Annotated in this window: 16 protein-coding genes; 14 read left to right on the top strand and 2 right to left on the bottom strand. The window is 70.9% G+C overall.

The window, feature by feature from the left end:
* The first annotated feature begins 86 nt into the window (after window positions 1-86).
* The 13 genes from JQC91_RS08380 to hemA all read left to right on the top strand — a co-directional run bounded on the left by JQC91_RS08380 (window position 87) and on the right by hemA (window position 11,575).
* Window positions 87-827: a cytochrome c biogenesis protein CcdA gene (locus JQC91_RS08380; protein WP_203286347.1), complete on the top strand. Its 741-nt coding sequence runs from the start codon at window positions 87-89 to the stop codon at window positions 825-827.
* An 11-nt stretch (window positions 828-838) separates the two neighbouring features.
* Complete coding sequence (locus JQC91_RS08375; protein WP_203286346.1) at window positions 839-1,426, top strand: thioredoxin family protein; 588 nt, start codon at window positions 839-841, stop codon at window positions 1,424-1,426.
* 102 nt (window positions 1,427-1,528) lie between these two features.
* A complete protein-coding gene (gene soxX, locus JQC91_RS08370) occupies window positions 1,529-2,008 on the top strand; it encodes a sulfur oxidation c-type cytochrome SoxX (RefSeq protein ID WP_203286345.1) in 480 nt (159 codons plus the stop codon).
* 2 nt (window positions 2,009-2,010) lie between these two features.
* Window positions 2,011-2,433: a thiosulfate oxidation carrier protein SoxY gene (soxY, locus tag JQC91_RS08365; RefSeq protein ID WP_203286344.1), complete on the top strand. Its 423-nt coding sequence runs from the start codon at window positions 2,011-2,013 to the stop codon at window positions 2,431-2,433.
* Between the two features lie 13 nt (window positions 2,434-2,446).
* Window positions 2,447-2,776, top strand: a complete 330-nt coding sequence (gene soxZ / locus JQC91_RS08360; RefSeq protein ID WP_203286343.1) for a thiosulfate oxidation carrier complex protein SoxZ — start codon at window positions 2,447-2,449, stop codon at window positions 2,774-2,776.
* A gap of 85 nt (window positions 2,777-2,861) precedes the next feature.
* Window positions 2,862-3,713 (top strand): sulfur oxidation c-type cytochrome SoxA, encoded by an 852-nt coding sequence (gene soxA, locus JQC91_RS08355; protein ID WP_238941375.1) that lies wholly within the window; start codon window positions 2,862-2,864, stop codon window positions 3,711-3,713.
* Between the two features lie 81 nt (window positions 3,714-3,794).
* Window positions 3,795-5,498, top strand: coding sequence for a thiosulfohydrolase SoxB (soxB, locus tag JQC91_RS08350; RefSeq protein WP_203286342.1), 1,704 nt, complete (start codon window positions 3,795-3,797; stop codon window positions 5,496-5,498).
* Window positions 5,499-5,501: 3 nt separating this feature from the next.
* Complete coding sequence (soxC, locus tag JQC91_RS08345) at window positions 5,502-6,818, top strand: sulfite dehydrogenase (protein ID WP_203286341.1); 1,317 nt, start codon at window positions 5,502-5,504, stop codon at window positions 6,816-6,818.
* Window positions 6,802-8,187, top strand: a complete 1,386-nt coding sequence (locus JQC91_RS08340; protein ID WP_203286340.1) for a c-type cytochrome — start codon at window positions 6,802-6,804, stop codon at window positions 8,185-8,187. Before soxC ends, JQC91_RS08340 begins: the two co-directional genes overlap by 17 nt.
* On the top strand, window positions 8,184-8,507 hold the full coding sequence (locus JQC91_RS08335; protein ID WP_203286339.1) for a c-type cytochrome: 324 nt from the start codon (window positions 8,184-8,186) through the stop codon (window positions 8,505-8,507). Before JQC91_RS08340 ends, JQC91_RS08335 begins: the two co-directional genes overlap by 4 nt.
* Before the next feature lie 40 nt (window positions 8,508-8,547).
* Window positions 8,548-9,825 (top strand): NAD(P)/FAD-dependent oxidoreductase, encoded by a 1,278-nt coding sequence (locus JQC91_RS08330; protein ID WP_203286338.1) that lies wholly within the window; start codon window positions 8,548-8,550, stop codon window positions 9,823-9,825.
* Window positions 9,826-9,923: 98 nt separating this feature from the next.
* Window positions 9,924-10,349 (top strand): DUF302 domain-containing protein, encoded by a 426-nt coding sequence (locus JQC91_RS08325; RefSeq protein WP_203286337.1) that lies wholly within the window; start codon window positions 9,924-9,926, stop codon window positions 10,347-10,349.
* Window positions 10,350-10,351: 2 nt separating this feature from the next.
* Window positions 10,352-11,575, top strand: coding sequence for a 5-aminolevulinate synthase (hemA, locus tag JQC91_RS08320; protein ID WP_203286336.1), 1,224 nt, complete (start codon window positions 10,352-10,354; stop codon window positions 11,573-11,575).
* 15 nt (window positions 11,576-11,590) lie between these two features.
* Here hemA and JQC91_RS08315 read toward each other — a convergent pair whose 3' ends face one another.
* Window positions 11,591-12,472 carry an MBL fold metallo-hydrolase gene (locus JQC91_RS08315; protein ID WP_203286335.1) on the bottom strand — a complete coding sequence of 294 codons (882 nt, stop codon included), beginning with the start codon at window positions 12,470-12,472 and terminating at the stop codon, window positions 11,591-11,593.
* 278 nt (window positions 12,473-12,750) lie between these two features.
* Window positions 12,751-14,280: an FAD-dependent monooxygenase gene (locus JQC91_RS08310; RefSeq protein ID WP_203286334.1), complete on the bottom strand. Its 1,530-nt coding sequence runs from the start codon at window positions 14,278-14,280 to the stop codon at window positions 12,751-12,753.
* A 131-nt stretch (window positions 14,281-14,411) separates the two neighbouring features.
* Here JQC91_RS08310 and JQC91_RS08305 point away from each other — a divergent pair, with 131 nt between their 5' ends.
* Complete coding sequence (locus JQC91_RS08305; protein WP_203286333.1) at window positions 14,412-15,062, top strand: TetR/AcrR family transcriptional regulator; 651 nt, start codon at window positions 14,412-14,414, stop codon at window positions 15,060-15,062.
* Window positions 15,063-15,092 lie beyond the last annotated feature (30 nt).

Raw genomic sequence — 15,092 nt, 5'->3', positions numbered from 1 at the left:
CCTTCGGAAGGCGCTGGACAGGACACATCATATGATCTGAATATGTGGCGCGGCAAGCGTCCCGATGCGGGCGCGCGGGAGGTGCCATGTTCGAGATATCCGTCCTGTCGGCCGCATTGGGCGGGCTGATCGTGTTCTTCAGCCCCTGCGTGCTGCCGATCGTGCCGTTCTACCTGTCCTACATGGCGGGGGTCGGCATGGGCGAGCTGCAGGGCGGCGCGCTGGCGCCGGGCGCGCGGCGCCGGGCGGTGGGCGCGGCGGTCATGTTCTCGCTGGGCATCGTGACGGTGTTCGTGCTGCTCGGCGCCGCCGCCTTCGGCCTGAGCCAAGCGTTCCGCGCCGTGCAGACGGAGTTCCGCATCGTCGCCGCGCTGATCGTCGGGATCATGGGGTTGCACTTCCTCGGGCTGATCCGGGTGCCGTTCCTCAACCGCAGCTTCAGCCTCGGCGAGGGCGGCGACGTGCGGCAGATGTCGGTGGGCGGCGCCTACCTCGTGGGGCTCGCCTTCGCTGCCGGGTGGACGCCCTGCGTCGGCGGCGTCCTGACCGGCGTGATCTTCACCGCGAGCCAAGAGGCCAGCGCGTGGGAGGGCCTCGGGCTGATGCTCGTCTTCGGGCTGGCCATGACCGCGCCCTTCGTGGTGGCCGCGCTGTTCGTCGAGCCGTTCCTGCGCTTCGTCGCGCGCTTCCGCCGGTTCCTGCCGTGGGTCGAGAAGGCGATGGGCGCGCTGCTGCTGGTCTTCGCGGCCCTGATCGCGACCGACCAGGTGAACGCCATCGCCAACTGGATGCTCACGACCTTCCCCATCTTCCTCGAAATCGGCTGAAGGAGACTGCCATGATCCGTCGAACCCTGATCGCCGCCGCGCTGGCATTCGCCGCCGCCCCCGTCCCCGCCGCCACGGTGGGCGACGACGGGCTGCACGACGCGCCGTGGATCCGCGAGACGTTCCTCGACCTGCGCGAGGACCTCGCGGAGGCCAACGCCGAGGGGAAGCGGATGCTCGTCGTCTTCGAGCAGCGTGGCTGCATCTACTGCACCAGGATGCACGAGGAGGTGTTCCCCCACCCGCGCATCGAATCGCTGCTCTCGGAGGACTTCTTCGTCGTGCAGCTGAACCTGCATGGCGACCTCGAGGTCGTGGACTTCGACGGCGAATCCCTGTCGGAGAAGGAGATGGCCCGGAAGTGGGGCATCCTCTTCACGCCGACGATGATGTTCCTGCCGCAGGAGGTGGGCGAGGTGCCGGCCCCCCAGGCGGCGGTCGCCTCGATGCCCGGCGCGTTCGGGCGGGAGACCACGTTCGACCTGCTGCACTGGGTGCTGGAGGAGGGCTACGCCGACACGTCGGAGGAGGACTTCCAGCGCTACCACGCGCGCCGCTTCCTCGCGCGGGAGGAGGCGGGCGACCGCCTGTCGGACTAAACATTCAAATACCTGCATTCACGGTTGCGTCATATGCAGACCTTCGCATACCGTGGTGGGCGACGACCGGTTGGGAGGCCGGGCACTGGGAGGAACGACTCGATGAAGGCAATGGTGCTGACGGCTGCGGCCGCGATCCTGTCGACGGCCGCGACGGCCGAGACGATCGCGCCGCTCGACGTGACCTACGGGGAGTATGGCGAGGTCGAGACCTCGCTGACGGGCGTGCCGGGCGACCCGGCGAACGGCGAGGTGGTGATGACCTCGCGCGGCAAGGGCAACTGCATCGCCTGCCACGGCGTGACCGCGCTGGAGGACCATCCGTTCCACGGCGAGGTCGGGCCAGTGCTCGACGGCGCGGCGGACCGCTGGACCGAGGCGGACCTGCGCGGGATCGTGGCGAACGCCAAGATGGTGTTCCCCGAATCCGTGATGCCCTCGTTCTACAAGACGAATGGCTACGTGCGGCCCGGCGACGCCTACACCGGCAAGGCCGCGACCACCGACGAACTGCCCCCGCTCCTGACGGCCCAAGAGGTCGAGGACGTGGTGGCCTACCTGATGACCCTCAAGGAGGAGTGAGCATGCAACTGGACCGCAGGACCTTCCTGGTCTCGGGCCTCGCGGCGGGCGGCGCCCTGCTGCTGGCACCGGGCGCGGCGCAGGCCATGGTCGACGAGGCCGTGGCCGCCTTCACCGGCGGTGCCGATGTCGCAGAGGCGACCGACCTGACGCTGACCGCGCCCGAGATCGCCGAGAACGGCAACACCGTGCCGATCGAGGTGTCCGCTCCCGGCGCGACCGCGATCATGGTGCTCGCCGCCGGCAACCCGAACCCCGCCGTGGGCACGTTCAAGTTCGGCCCGCTCGCGGCGTCGCAGTTCGCGTCCACGCGCATCCGGCTCGCCGGGACCCAGGACGTCGTCGCTATCGCGCAGATGGCCGACGGCTCGTTCCAGCGGGTCTCGCGCGAGGTGAAGGTCACCATCGGCGGCTGCGGCGGCTGAGGGAGGAAGAGACATGGCAGACAACGTCAAACCCCGCGTCCGCGTCCCGCGACAGGCCTCCGCCGGCGAGACGATCACGATCAAGACGCTGATCTCGCACCCGATGGAATCGGGCCAGCGCAAGGACAGCGACGGCAACGTGATCCCGCGGTCGATCATCAACCGCTTCGTGGTCGACTTCAACGGCGAGAACGTGATCGACTTCGCGCTCGACCCGGCGATCTCGACCAACCCGTTCTTCGAGTTCGAGTCGGTGGTGCCCGAGTCCGGCACCTTCACCTTCACGTGGTACGACGACGACGGGTCCGTCTACACCGACGAGAAGGAGATCGCCGTCTCCTGACGGCGGTCCGCGCGCCGGCCCGCCTGCCGCGGGCCGGACGGCTTGGCCTCCGGGAGGGGGGCCGAACGACCAGGGAGGAAGCCACATGACGCGCAAGGCGTTCGTGATGCCAATGCTAACCGTGGCCGCCGCGATGGCCGCCGCCCCCGCCCTCGCGGACGAGACGGCGGACCTCGTCGTCAACGGCGAGATCGAGATGGTCACCCGCACGGCGGCGCCCGCGCATGTCGACGGGCTGAACGAGGTCATCTCGGGCTGGGTGTTCCGCTCGGACGAGACCCAGGACCTGCAGACGGACGACTTCGACAACCCGGGCATGATCTTCGTGGATCAGGCGCGGGACGACTTCGAGACGGCGATGGGGACCGAGGGCCAGTCCTGCGCAGACTGCCACGAGAGCCCCGAGGAATTGGCCGGCGTGCGCGCGACCTACCCCAAGTGGGACGAGGAGCGCGGGCTCGTGCAGACGGTCGAGATGCAGGTCAACGAGTGCGTGACCGAGCGCATGGGCGCCGAGCCCCTGAAGTACGACGGCGGCGACATGACCAACATGGTCGCGCTGATCTCGTCGGTGTCGCGCGGCATGCCCGTGGACGTGGCGATCGAGGGCCCAGCGCAGTCCGTGTGGGAGCAGGGGCGCGACCTCTACTACACCCGCACCGGCCAGCTGGAGCTGTCCTGCGCGTCCTGCCACGAGGACAACTACGGCAACATGATCCGCGCCGACCACCTGTCCCAAGGCCACATCAACGGCTTCCCGGCCTACCGGCTGAAGAACGCCAAGCTCAACTCGGTCCACGCGCGCTTCAAGGGCTGCGTCCGCGACACGCGGGCCGAGACCTACGCGCCCGGCTCCGAGGAGTTCGTGGCGCTGGAGCTCTACCTCGCCTCACGCGGGAACGGCCTGTCGGTCGAAGGCCCCTCCGTCCGCAACTGATCCATCGAAGGCCCGCGTCCCCCAGGGGCGCGGGCCTTTTCGCACCCGGACATATGCAACTTTGAGAATGCGAGGCCCCCGATGATCTCCCGGCGCGACTTCCTCCAGACGGCGATGGCCACGGCGGCCATCTACGGGGCCTCGTCCTACGGCCGGTGGGGCCGCCTCGCCGCGCAGCAGCGCATCACGCAGGACGACCTGCTGGGCGTCTCCCCCTTCGGGAACGTCACGCTGATCCACCTCACGGACCTGCATGCGCAGCTGAAGCCCGTCTTCTTCCGCGAGCCGGAGGTGAACATCGGCGTGGGCGCCAACCGCGGGCAGGTGCCGCACATCACCGGCGACGCCTTCCGCCAAGCCTACGGGATCGCGGACGGCTCGGCCGACCACTATGCGCTGACCTACGACGACTTCTCGGCGCTCGCGGGCACCTACGGGCGCATGGGCGGGCTGGACCGGGTCGCGACGGTCGTGAACGCGATCCGGGCCGACAACCCCGAGGCGCTGTTCCTCGACGGGGGCGACACGTGGCACGGCTCGCTCGTCTGCCACCGCACGCAGGGGCAGGACGTCGTGGACGCGATGGCGCTGCTCAAGCCGGACGCGATGACCTTCCACTGGGAGTTCACGCTGGGCTCCGACCGGGTGCGCGACCTCGTGGGGCAGATCGGCTTCCCGGCGCTCGGGGCCAACATCTACGACGCCGAATGGGACGAGCCGGACGAGGATTTCGCCCCCTACACGACCTTCGAGCGCGGCGGCACCAAGATCGCCGTCATCGGCCAGGCCTTCCCCTACCTGCCCATCGCCAACCCTAACTGGATGTTCCCCGAACTGTCCTTCGGCATCCGCGAGGAGCGGATGCAGGAGGTCGTGGACGAGGCGCGCGCGGGCGGGGCCGAACTGGTCGTGCTGCTGTCGCACAACGGCTTCGACGTGGACAAGAAGATGGCGGGCCAAGTGCGCGGCCTCGACGTCATCCTGTCGGGCCACACCCACGACGCCCTGCCCGAGCCGGTGCAGGTGGGCCAGACCCACGTCATCGCGTCCGGCTCCAACGGCAAGTTCGTCAGCCGCGTGGACCTCGACGTGCGCGATGGACGGATGCAGGGCCTCCGCCACCGCCTGATCCCCGTCTTCTCGGACGTGATCGCGCCCGACCCGGCGGTGACGGCGGCGATCGACGCCAGCCGCGCGCCGTTCCTCGACGAACTGACCCGCGTCGTCGGGCGGACCGAGGTGCCGCTCTACCGGCGGGGCAACTTCAACGGCTCGTGGGACGACCTGATCTGCGACGCGCTGCTGTCCGAGCGGGACGCCGAGATCGCGCTGTCGCCCGGCGTCCGCTGGGGGCCGAGCCTGATCCCCGGCCAGGAGATCACGGTCGAGGACATCCACGGCGTCACCTCGATGTCCTACCCCGAGGCCTACCGCACCGAGATGACGGGCGAGTTCCTCCACACCGTGCTGGAGGACGTGGCCGACAACATCTTCAACCCCGACCCCTACTACCAGCAGGGCGGCGACATGGTCCGCACCGGGGGCCTCGCCTACCGGATCGACGTCACCAAGCCGCAGGGCAGCCGCATCTCCGAGATGACGCTGTCGCGCACCGGCGAGGCGATCGACCCCGCGCGCAGCTATCAGGTCGCGGGCTGGGCGAGCGTGAACGAAGGCACCGAAGGCCCGCCCATCTGGGACGTGGTCGAGGCCCATATCGCCAAGGTCGGCACCGTCACGGACGTGCCGAACGCATCCGAGAACGTCCAAGTCACGGGAGGATAAGGAATGTCCGACCTCATCAAGGCGAAGGGCCTTAAGCCCGCGCCGAAGAACGGGGGCACGCCGCCCGACGCGTCGCGCCGCGCTTTCCTCGGCGCTGCGGCCACGGGCGCCGCGGCCACGGTCGCGGCGACGGCGGCGCGCGCGGCCTCGCCGGACCCGCTGATCACCGACCTCGAGCAGCAGCCGTGGACGCAGTATCTGGGCGACGGCGTCGATGCCGCCCCCTACGGGATGCCGTCCGAGCACGAGGCGCATGTGGTGCGCCGGAACGTAGAATGGCTTACCGCCGACCCCGTGTCCTCGGTCAACTTCACGCCGCTGCACGAGCTGGATGGGATCATCACGCCCAACGGGCTGTGCTTCGAGCGCCACCACGCTGGCGTGGCCGAGATGGACAAGGGCTCCTACCGACTGATGATTAACGGGCTGGTCGACACGCCCATGGTCTTCACCATGGACGACCTGATGCGCTTTCCGCGCGAGAACCACGCCTACTTCCTCGAATGCGCGGCCAACTCGGGGATGGAGTGGCGGGGCGCGCAGCTCAACGGCTGCCAGTTCACCCACGGCATGATCCACAACGTCATATACACGGGCGTGCCGCTGCGCCTGATCCTCGAGGAGGCGGGCATCAAGACCGCCGGCAAATGGATCCTGCCCGAGGGCGCGGACGCGTCGGGCATGACCCGCTCGATCCCGATGGAGAAGGCGCTCGACGACTGCCTCGTGGCCTTCAAGATGAACGGCGAGGCGCTGCGTCCCGAGCAGGGCTATCCCGTCCGCCTCGTGGTGCCGGGCTGGGAAGGCAACATGTGGGTCAAGTGGCTCCGCCGGATCGAGGTGGGCGACCAGCCGTGGCACCACCGCGAGGAGACGTCGAAGTACACCGACCTCTTGGAGGACGGACGCGCCCGCCGCTTCACGTGGGAGATGGACGCCAAGTCCGTGATCACGTCGCCCAGCCCGCAGGCCCCGATCACCCACGGCCCCGGGCCGACCGTGATCACGGGCGTCGCGTGGTCCGGGCGCGGCACGATCCCCCGCGTCGACGTCACCCTCGACGGCGGCCGCAACTGGGTGCAGGCGCGCATGTCCGGCCCGTCGCTGAACAAGTCGATGCACCGCTTCTACCACGAGTTCGACTGGGACGGGTCGCCGCTGCTGCTGCAGTCCCGCGCGCACGACAGCACCGGCTACGTGCAGCCGACCAAGGAACAGCTGCGCGAGGTCCGGGGCGAGAACTCGATCTACCACAACAACGGCATCCAGACTTGGGCCGTCAACGAACGGGGGATCGCCGAGAATGTCGAAGTTGGGTGACTACCTGCTCCCGGCGCTGGGGGGCACCGCGATCGTCCTTTCGGCCGGCTACTGGCAGATGGAATTGGTCCGCAACGCCGCGTGGGAGGGGCCGGTCTACGACAGCACCGCCTACGCGCGGGCGCGTGCCGCGCTGATCGCCAAGGAGCGGGAGGCCGAAGCGTTGCGCGCCGAGGCGACCGCCGCCCGCGCCGAGGCGACGGCGCTGGCCGAGAAGGCCGCGATCCTGACCACCGGGACCGCGGGCCTCGTGCTCGCCGCCGCCGCGCCGCCCGCGCCGGAGGCGGGCTTCGGCCTCGGGCGGCCCGCGCTGGAGGAGGAGGTCGCCGCGTGGGACATCGACATCCGTCCCGACGGCCAAGGCCTGCCCGTAGGCTCGGGCGACGTGTTCACCGGCGAGGAGGTCTGGGTGGAGCGCTGCGCGGTCTGCCACGGCGACTTCGGCGAGGCGGTGGGCCGCTGGCCGGTCATCGCGGGCGGGTTCGGCACGCTGGACGGCGAGGATCCGGTCAAGACGACCGGCTCCTATTGGCCCTATCTCTCGACGGTCTGGGACTACGTCCACCGCGCGATGCCGTTCGGCGAGGCGCAGTCCTTGACCGACGACGAGGTCTACGCGCTGACGGCCTACATCCTCTACTCGAACGACCTCGTGGACGACGACTTCGAGCTGTCGGACGAGAACTTCGCCGAGGTGTCCCTTCCCAACGAGGACGGGTTCTTCATGGACGATCGCCCGGACACCGAACTCTCGGTCTTCACCGGCGAGCCGTGCATGTCGGACTGCACCGACGGGCCGGTCGAGATCACGATGCGGTCGATGGTGCTGGACGTGACGCCCGACAGCGGCGTCGTGACCGAGGCCGCGGCCGCGCTGGACGACGGCAACGGGATCACCGAGAGCGACGCCTCCGCCGAGGTCGCGGCCGTGGTGAACGCGGACGCCGACGAGGTCGCCGCGGAGGCGACGGGCGAGGCCGGAGAGGCCGTCGTCGAGGCGAGCCAAGAGGCGTCCGACGGCGACGCGACGGCGACGGTCCCGCTCGACCCCGAACTGGTCGCCGCGGGCGAGAAGGCGTTCCGCCAGTGCTCGTCGTGCCACCAGGTCGGCGAGGGCGCCACGAACCGCTCGGGCCCCGCCCTGACCGGCATCGTCGGCGCGCCGATGGGCGCGGTCGAGGGCTTCCGCTACTCGAACGCCTTGGTCGAGAAGGGCGAGGCGGGCGAGGTCTGGAGCCACGAGAACCTCACGGCCTTCCTCGCCGCGCCGAAGGACTGGCTCCCGGGCACGAAGATGTCCTTCCGCGGCCTGCGCGACGCCTCGGACGCGGACGCCATCATCGCCTACCTCGAGAGCGTCGCCCCGTGAGGGCGGCCCTCCTCGCCACGCTTCTCGCGCTTCCGGCCACGGCCGGGGGCGCGGAAGGGGGCGACCCGGTCGCGGCGATCCTCGCGATCGAGGGCGACGCCGCCTACGGCGCGTATCTCGGCGCGGAATGCACCGGCTGCCACCGCGAGGGGGCCGAGGACATTCCCGCGATCGACTGGATGACGGGCGAGGACATCGTCTTCGCGCTCGAGTCGTACCGCAGCGGCGCGCGCGAGCATCAGGTGATGAACATGATCGCCGCCCGGCTGGGCGACGAGGAGATCGCGGCGCTGGCCGCGTATCTGGGCGCCGCCGACTGAGGAGGGGGCGGCCCCGGATCACCGGAAGGGAGGAAAGACGATGGACTTCAACCGCAGGGCCTTCATCGGCACGGCCGCCGCGCTCGGCGCCACGCTGGCCGCGCCCCACGTGCGCGCCGACGGCCACGGACGCCCCCGCGTCGTGGTGGTGGGCGGCGGCGCGGGCGGCGCCACGGCCGCGCGCTACATCGCCAAGGACAGCGAGGGCGCCATCGACGTCACGCTGATCGAGCCCACGCGCAAGTACTACACCTGCTTCTTCTCGAACCTCGCGCTCGGCGGGTTCTGGGACATGGAGGACCTCGCGCATTCCTACGGCAAGCTTGCGGCGGACAACGGCATCAACGTCCTCCACGACTGGGCCGTGGGCGTCGATCGCGACGCCAAGACGGTGAGCACCGCGGGCGGGCACGTCCTGCCCTACGACAAGCTGGTGCTGTCGCCCGGCATCGATTTCGTCGAGGGCGCGGTCCCCGGATGGGACGTCTCCGCGCAGAACGCGATGCCGCACGCCTACAAGGCCGGGTCGCAGACGGAGCTGCTCAAGGCACAGGTCCTCGCCATGCCCGAGGGCGGCGTCTTCGCGATGGTCGCGCCGCCCAACCCCTACCGCTGCCCGCCGGGGCCCTACGAGCGGGTCTCGATGGTCGCGCACATGCTGCGCGAGGTGAACCCGACGGCCAAGATCCTGATCGCCGACCCCAAGGAGACCTTCTCCAAGCAGGGCCTGTTCGAGCAGGGCTGGGGCCTCGCCTACCCCGGCATGATCGAGCGCGTCGGCCCCGACTTCGGCGGGGAGAACGTCGAGGTCGATCCCGCTGCCATGACCGTCAGCATCGACGGCGACGTGCAGCAGGTCGACGTCTGCAACGTGATCCCGGCGATGCAGGCGGGCAAGATCGCCCACGACGCGGGCGTCACGGACGGCCGCTGGGCCCCGGTGCGGGGCACCGACCTCGCCTCGCGCATGGACGAGGACGTCTACGTCCTCGGCGATGCGGCGGCGCAGGGCGACATGCCCAAGTCCGGCTATTCGGCCAACAGCCAAGCCAAGGTCGTGGCCAACGCCGTGCGCGGCGCGTTGACGGACGCCCGGGTCTTCCCGGCGCGCTACTCCAACACCTGCTGGTCGCTGATCGACGACGAGAACGGGGTGAAGGTCGGCGCGACCTACGAGGGCACCGAGGAGAAGATCGCCAAGGTGGACGGCTTCGTCAGCCAGACCGACGAGACCCCGCAGACCCGCGCCGAGACCTTCCGCGAGTCCCTCGGCTGGTACGCCGCCATCACGGCGGACATGTTCGGCGCCACGTCGTGACCGCGGTCTGACGCCGATCAAGGACGGGGCCACCCGGCCCCGCCACGCTCGCCCCGGCGCCCTCCCCGCCGGGGCGGGCGAAGCACAGGAGAGACGCCATGCGCCATGCCTTCCTCGCCCTCGCCCTGCTGGCCGCGCCCGCCGCGGCCGACGAGATCGTCACGATCCCCTTCGACGGGACGGCCGACGACGCCGACTTCGTCGTCGCCTCGGCCATCGAGGCGGAAGGGCTGGTGATCGACTACGTCTCGAACGTCGGAGAGATGATGGAGCGCACGGGCGCCGATCTCGGCCTCGGCCCCTCGCCGGTGGGCGCGGGTGCGCGGTCCTACCTGTTCTGCTCCGCCACCGTCAGCCGCGCGGTGATGGAGGCGGACCCGATGAACATGGCGCACTGCCCCTATGCGATCTTCGTCGCCGAGATCGGGGGCGAGACCGTGGTGGGCCACAAGCGCTACGCCGACCAGAGCATGGCGCCCGTCAACGACCTGCTGGCCCGCATCGCGGCCGGCGCGGCGGAGTGAGCATGGACTACGACGCCCTCTTCGCCGGACCGCTCGACGCCCTGAAGGCCGAGGGCAACCACCGTGTCTTCGCCGACCTCGAACGCCATCGCGGGGCCTTTCCGGCCGCCACGCGGCGCGTCGGCGACCGCGCGGGCGAGGTGACGGTCTGGTGCTCCAACGACTACCTCGGGATGGGGCAGCACCCGGACGTGCTGGGCGCGATGCACGACGCGCTCGACCGCTACGGCGCGGGCGCGGGCGGGACGCGCAACATCTCGGGCACGACCCACGCCCATGTGGAGCTGGAGGCCGAGCTGGCCGCGCTGCACGGCAAGGAGGCGGCGCTCGTGATGACCTCGGGCTACGTCGCCAACTGGGCCGCGCTCGGCACGCTGGCCGCACGCCTGCCCGGCTGCGTGGTGCTGTCGGACGCGCTCAACCACGCCTCCATGATCGAGGGGATGCGCCATTCCCGCGCGGCCAAGGTCATCTGGAGGCACAACGACGTGGCCGACCTGCGCGCGCATCTGGAGGCCCTGCCCCGCGACGTGCCCAAGATCGTCGCCTTCGAGAGCGTCTACTCCATGGACGGCGACATCGCCCCCATCGCCGAGATCCTCGACCTCTGCGAGGAGTTCGGCGCGCTGTCCTACCTCGACGAGGTCCACGCGGTCGGCATGTACGGTCCCACCGGCGCGGGCGTGGCCGAGCGCGACGGCGTGGCCCACCGGGTCGACGTGATCCAAGGCACGCTGGGCAAGGCGTTCGGCGTGGTCGGCGGCTACGTGGCCGGGTCGGCGCGAATGGTCGACTTCGTCAGCAGCTTCGCCAGCGGGTTCATCTTCACCACCGCCCTGCCCCCGGCCATCGCGGCGGGGGCCGTCGCCTCCATCCGCCACCTGCGCGCCTCAGAGGCGGAGCGCGCGGGCCAGCGCGCCGCCGTCGCCGCCGTGCGCGCGGCGCTGGATGCGGCGGGCATCCCGCATATCGAGAACCCGTCCCATATCGTCCCAGTCATGGTCGGCGATCCGCACCACTGCCGCTGGATCGCGGACCGGCTGCTGGACGACTGGGGCGTCTACATCCAGCCCATCGTCTATCCGACCGTGCCGAAGGGGACCGAGCGGCTGCGCATCACGCCGTCCCCGGTCCACGGACCGGCCGAGATCGCGCGCCTCGCCACCGCGCTCGGCGCGCTGTGGGAGGAATGCGAGCTGGCCCGCAGGCCGATGGCGGCCCAGTAGGGCCGCCGCCGCGGGTCAGGCGGGGCGCCAGAGGAAGGCGTCGCCGTCCCGCGCCACCGTGCCGAGGCCGCCGGGCAGGTGGAACCCCACCGCCGCCGCCCCATCCGAGGCCAGCCGCGTCAGCAGGTCGACCCGCGACCGGGCGGCGCGCTCCGGGTCTTGGTCGTTGGCGTGCGACCCGCCCGGATCGCGCATGGCGAGGTGGGGGTTCGCCACCGCGTCGCCGATCACCACCGCGCCGTCGGGCAGCAGGTAGGAGACGTGCCCCGGCGTGTGCCCGAAGGTCGGCAGCGCGCGCACGCCCGGCACCGGCTCCCCGTCGTCGGCGAAGACGGCGACGCGGTCCCCCATCTCGGCCAGCCGCCGCGCAGCGCCCACCGCGAAGGCCTGGCGCAGCTCGCCGATCGTCTCGACGGTCGCCGGGTCCGTCCAGTAGGCCATCTCCGTCGCGGGCATGTGGATGGTGGCCTCCGGGAAGGTCGGGTCGCCGAAGTCGTCCAGCACCCCCCAGAGGTGGTCGGGATGGCCGTGGGTCATCACCACGTCCGTCACCTCGTCCAGCCGGACGCCCGCCTCCTTCAAGGCGTAGGGCACCTCGCCCGTGGTCGCCATGAACTCGGGACCCGCGCCCGCGTCGAACAGCACCACGCGGTCGTCGGTCCGAAGCAGGGTCAGGTTGCAGGGCGGCGCGAGGGGGTCGAGGTCGAACCCGCTCGCCGCCATCGCGGCGTCCAGCGCAGCGCGGTCGCCGCCGCCGGTCAGCATCGCCTCCGGCAGGGTCAGGCGACCATCGGACACGACCGTCAGCTCGCCCCCGGCCGCGTGGCCCCGTCCGGCCAGCCCGAGGCTCGTCACGACCAGCCCCCCCGCCAGCGCCTCGCGTCTCGTGATCTCCATGCCATCCTCCCGCATTCACCTTTGTGAATACGTCGCACGGGGACAGCGGGAAAGCCATGCAGAACCGCATGGGACCGTTCCATGCCACCGGACGCGCCCGTCGGTGCAGGATCGGACGGCCTTGCGGGCGACCGAAGCGTTCGCCGTCGGTCGCACCTCCATGGGGATCGCCCTCCTCGCCCTCGTTGCCCGTGACACCGTCAGGCTTCGCGCGGCGCGCGTCCTCACACCGTCCAGCAGCGCAAGGCGCGGTTCCGGAGTGAGGCCGCGCCCGTGCCTCACGCGGCATCGCGGAGGGTGGCGGGCCCGAAGCGCAGCCCGTGCCGGTCCACGAAGGCCCGCAGAGAGATCGCGGTCGCGCCCGCGAGGGCGACGTGCCCGTCCGGGCGGACGAGATGCGCGGCATCCCGCGCCAGGCCCGCCGCATGCATCTCGGGACTCCAGTCGAAGACGTGGACGGCGAGGCCAAGCCTCCGGGCTTCGGCGAGGAGGCCCGCGTCCGCCGTTCCGTGGACGTGAAGCTGCCACGTCCGACCATCGAGGGGCGCGTGGGTGTCGACGCCCTCGACCCATGGCAGCCGGTCGCCGCCTCGCATGCTGCCGGCCCGTCCCTCGCTCAAGGCGCTCCGTGGGTAGGCGATCCGGGTCTGGCTGACCGTTCGGAACAGCGCCCGCCTCGTCAGCCCCATCCCGGCCAGCGCCGGCGCGACGCGCGGCGCGACCTGCACGCGCAGGAACCGTCCCAAGGCGGAGCGCGCCACGATCTTCTGGAACGCCGCGTCGGTGGTCTCGATCAAGGCTTTCGCGAAGGCGTGGCGCTCGGCGTGGTAGGTCTCGAGAAGAGCCTCGTGCGCCCGCCCCTCGAGCACGTCCGCCAGCTTCCAAGCGAGGTTCACGGCGTCTCCCAGCCCGGTGTTCATCCCCTGCCCGCCCACGGGCGAGTGGATGTGGCATGCATCCCCCGCGAGGAAGACGCGCCCCACCCGGAAGCGGTCCGCGACGCGGTGATGGACGCGGTAGGTCGAGAACCAGTTCACCTCCCGCGTGCGCACGCCCAAGAGGCCTTCGGCGCGGCTCCCGAGGTCCTCGAAGGTCAGGCCGTGCCGGTCCGCCAGTTCGGGCGGCACGATGCCGATCAGTCGTTTCGTGCCGCTCGTGCGCACGGGCATCATCAGGCTCAGGGTGTCGGGGCCGAGGCCGACCGTCAGGTCGCCCGCGGGCTCGGCTTCGAGCGTCGCGTCGGCGACGTAGAACAGCCCGCTCGAGGTTCCGCCACCGAAGCCCACGCCGAGCGCCTTGCGTGCCGCCGATCCCGCCCCGTCCGCACCGATCACGTACGGCGCGCGGGCCGTGACCTCGGCACCGTCCGGGCCGCGCAGGGTCGCGGTGACGCCCATCGCGTCCTGGGCGAGCGCCAGCAACTCGGTGCGGCGCTCGACCGAGACCCCGATCCCTTCCAAAGCACCGATCAGCATCCGCTCGTGGACGTCCTGCGCGAGGGTCAGCAGATAGGGATAGGGCGAGAGCCCGGCGCCCATCTCGGCGAGGGAGAAGCTTCCGGAGGGTCGGCCGTTCCGGCGGATGCGGACCTCGCGCGTCGGGGTGCCGAGCGACACCGCCTCCTCGGCGAGGCCGATCATCCGGTAGAACTCCAGCGTGCGCGCCTGCACGCCCATGGCGCGGCTGGTCTCCACGGGACCGGGCGCAGCATCGACGATGCGGACGGGCACGCCCCGCCGCCCGAGCAGGAGGGCGGCAAGCATGCCGGTGGGGCCGGCGCCGACGACGAGGACGGGATCTGCGGGCATGGCGGGTCTCCGTGGGTTGGGGAACTGGGGCGATCCATCGGGCGTGGATGCTGACCAGTTGGTCATATATGACCTGCGGGACGATGAGAAGACATTAATGACCTATTGGTCATAATAACGCTGGAGAAGCCATGAACGACGATACGAGGAAGGCCGAGGGCGCCGTCGAGCCTGCGCCCCGGCGGCGACGGCGCGGCCCCAGTCCGGCGAAGACCGCCCAGACCCGCGCGGCCATCGTGGACGCGGCGCTCGCCACCTTCCTGCGCGACGGCTTCGAGGGCACGCGCATGATCGACGTGGCGCGTTCGGCCGGCGTCGCGAAGGGCACGATCTACCTCTACTTCCCGACGAAGGAGGCACTGTTCGAGGGCGTGCTGACGGATGCGCTCGGCTCCCCGCTCGGCGCCATCGACGCCATGCCGGAGGAGGACGAGAGCGTCCGCGCCTTCCTTCTCGCCACGGCCCTGCCGATCCTGCGCGACCTGGAGGAGAGCGGGAAGGCCGACCTGCTGCGGCTGATCCTCCGCGAGGGCGGGCGCTTCCCCGAGATCGCCGCCGCCTACCGGCGGATCGTCCTCGATCCCGGCTGGCGGGAGGTCGCGGCCCTCGCCGCCCGCGCCCGCGCACGCGGGGAACTGCGCACGGACGCGCTGGAGCGGCTGCCCCTCCTGCTGGTGGCACCGGCGGTGACGGCGACGGTCTGGAACGGCCTCTTCCCCGAGGAACCTCTCGCGGCCTCGGAGGCGTTCGAGCGTTTCGTGGAGGCGGTCTTCGTCGAATGACGATCCGGCCCCGCGACCGGGGCGGCCACC

Origin of the sequence: Jannaschia sp. Os4 (assembly GCF_016820245.1) — a bacterium.
Classification (GTDB): domain Bacteria; phylum Pseudomonadota; class Alphaproteobacteria; order Rhodobacterales; family Rhodobacteraceae; genus Jannaschia.
Note: the sequence above shows the minus strand (reverse complement) of the source record. Positions and strands in the feature narration are given on the sequence as shown.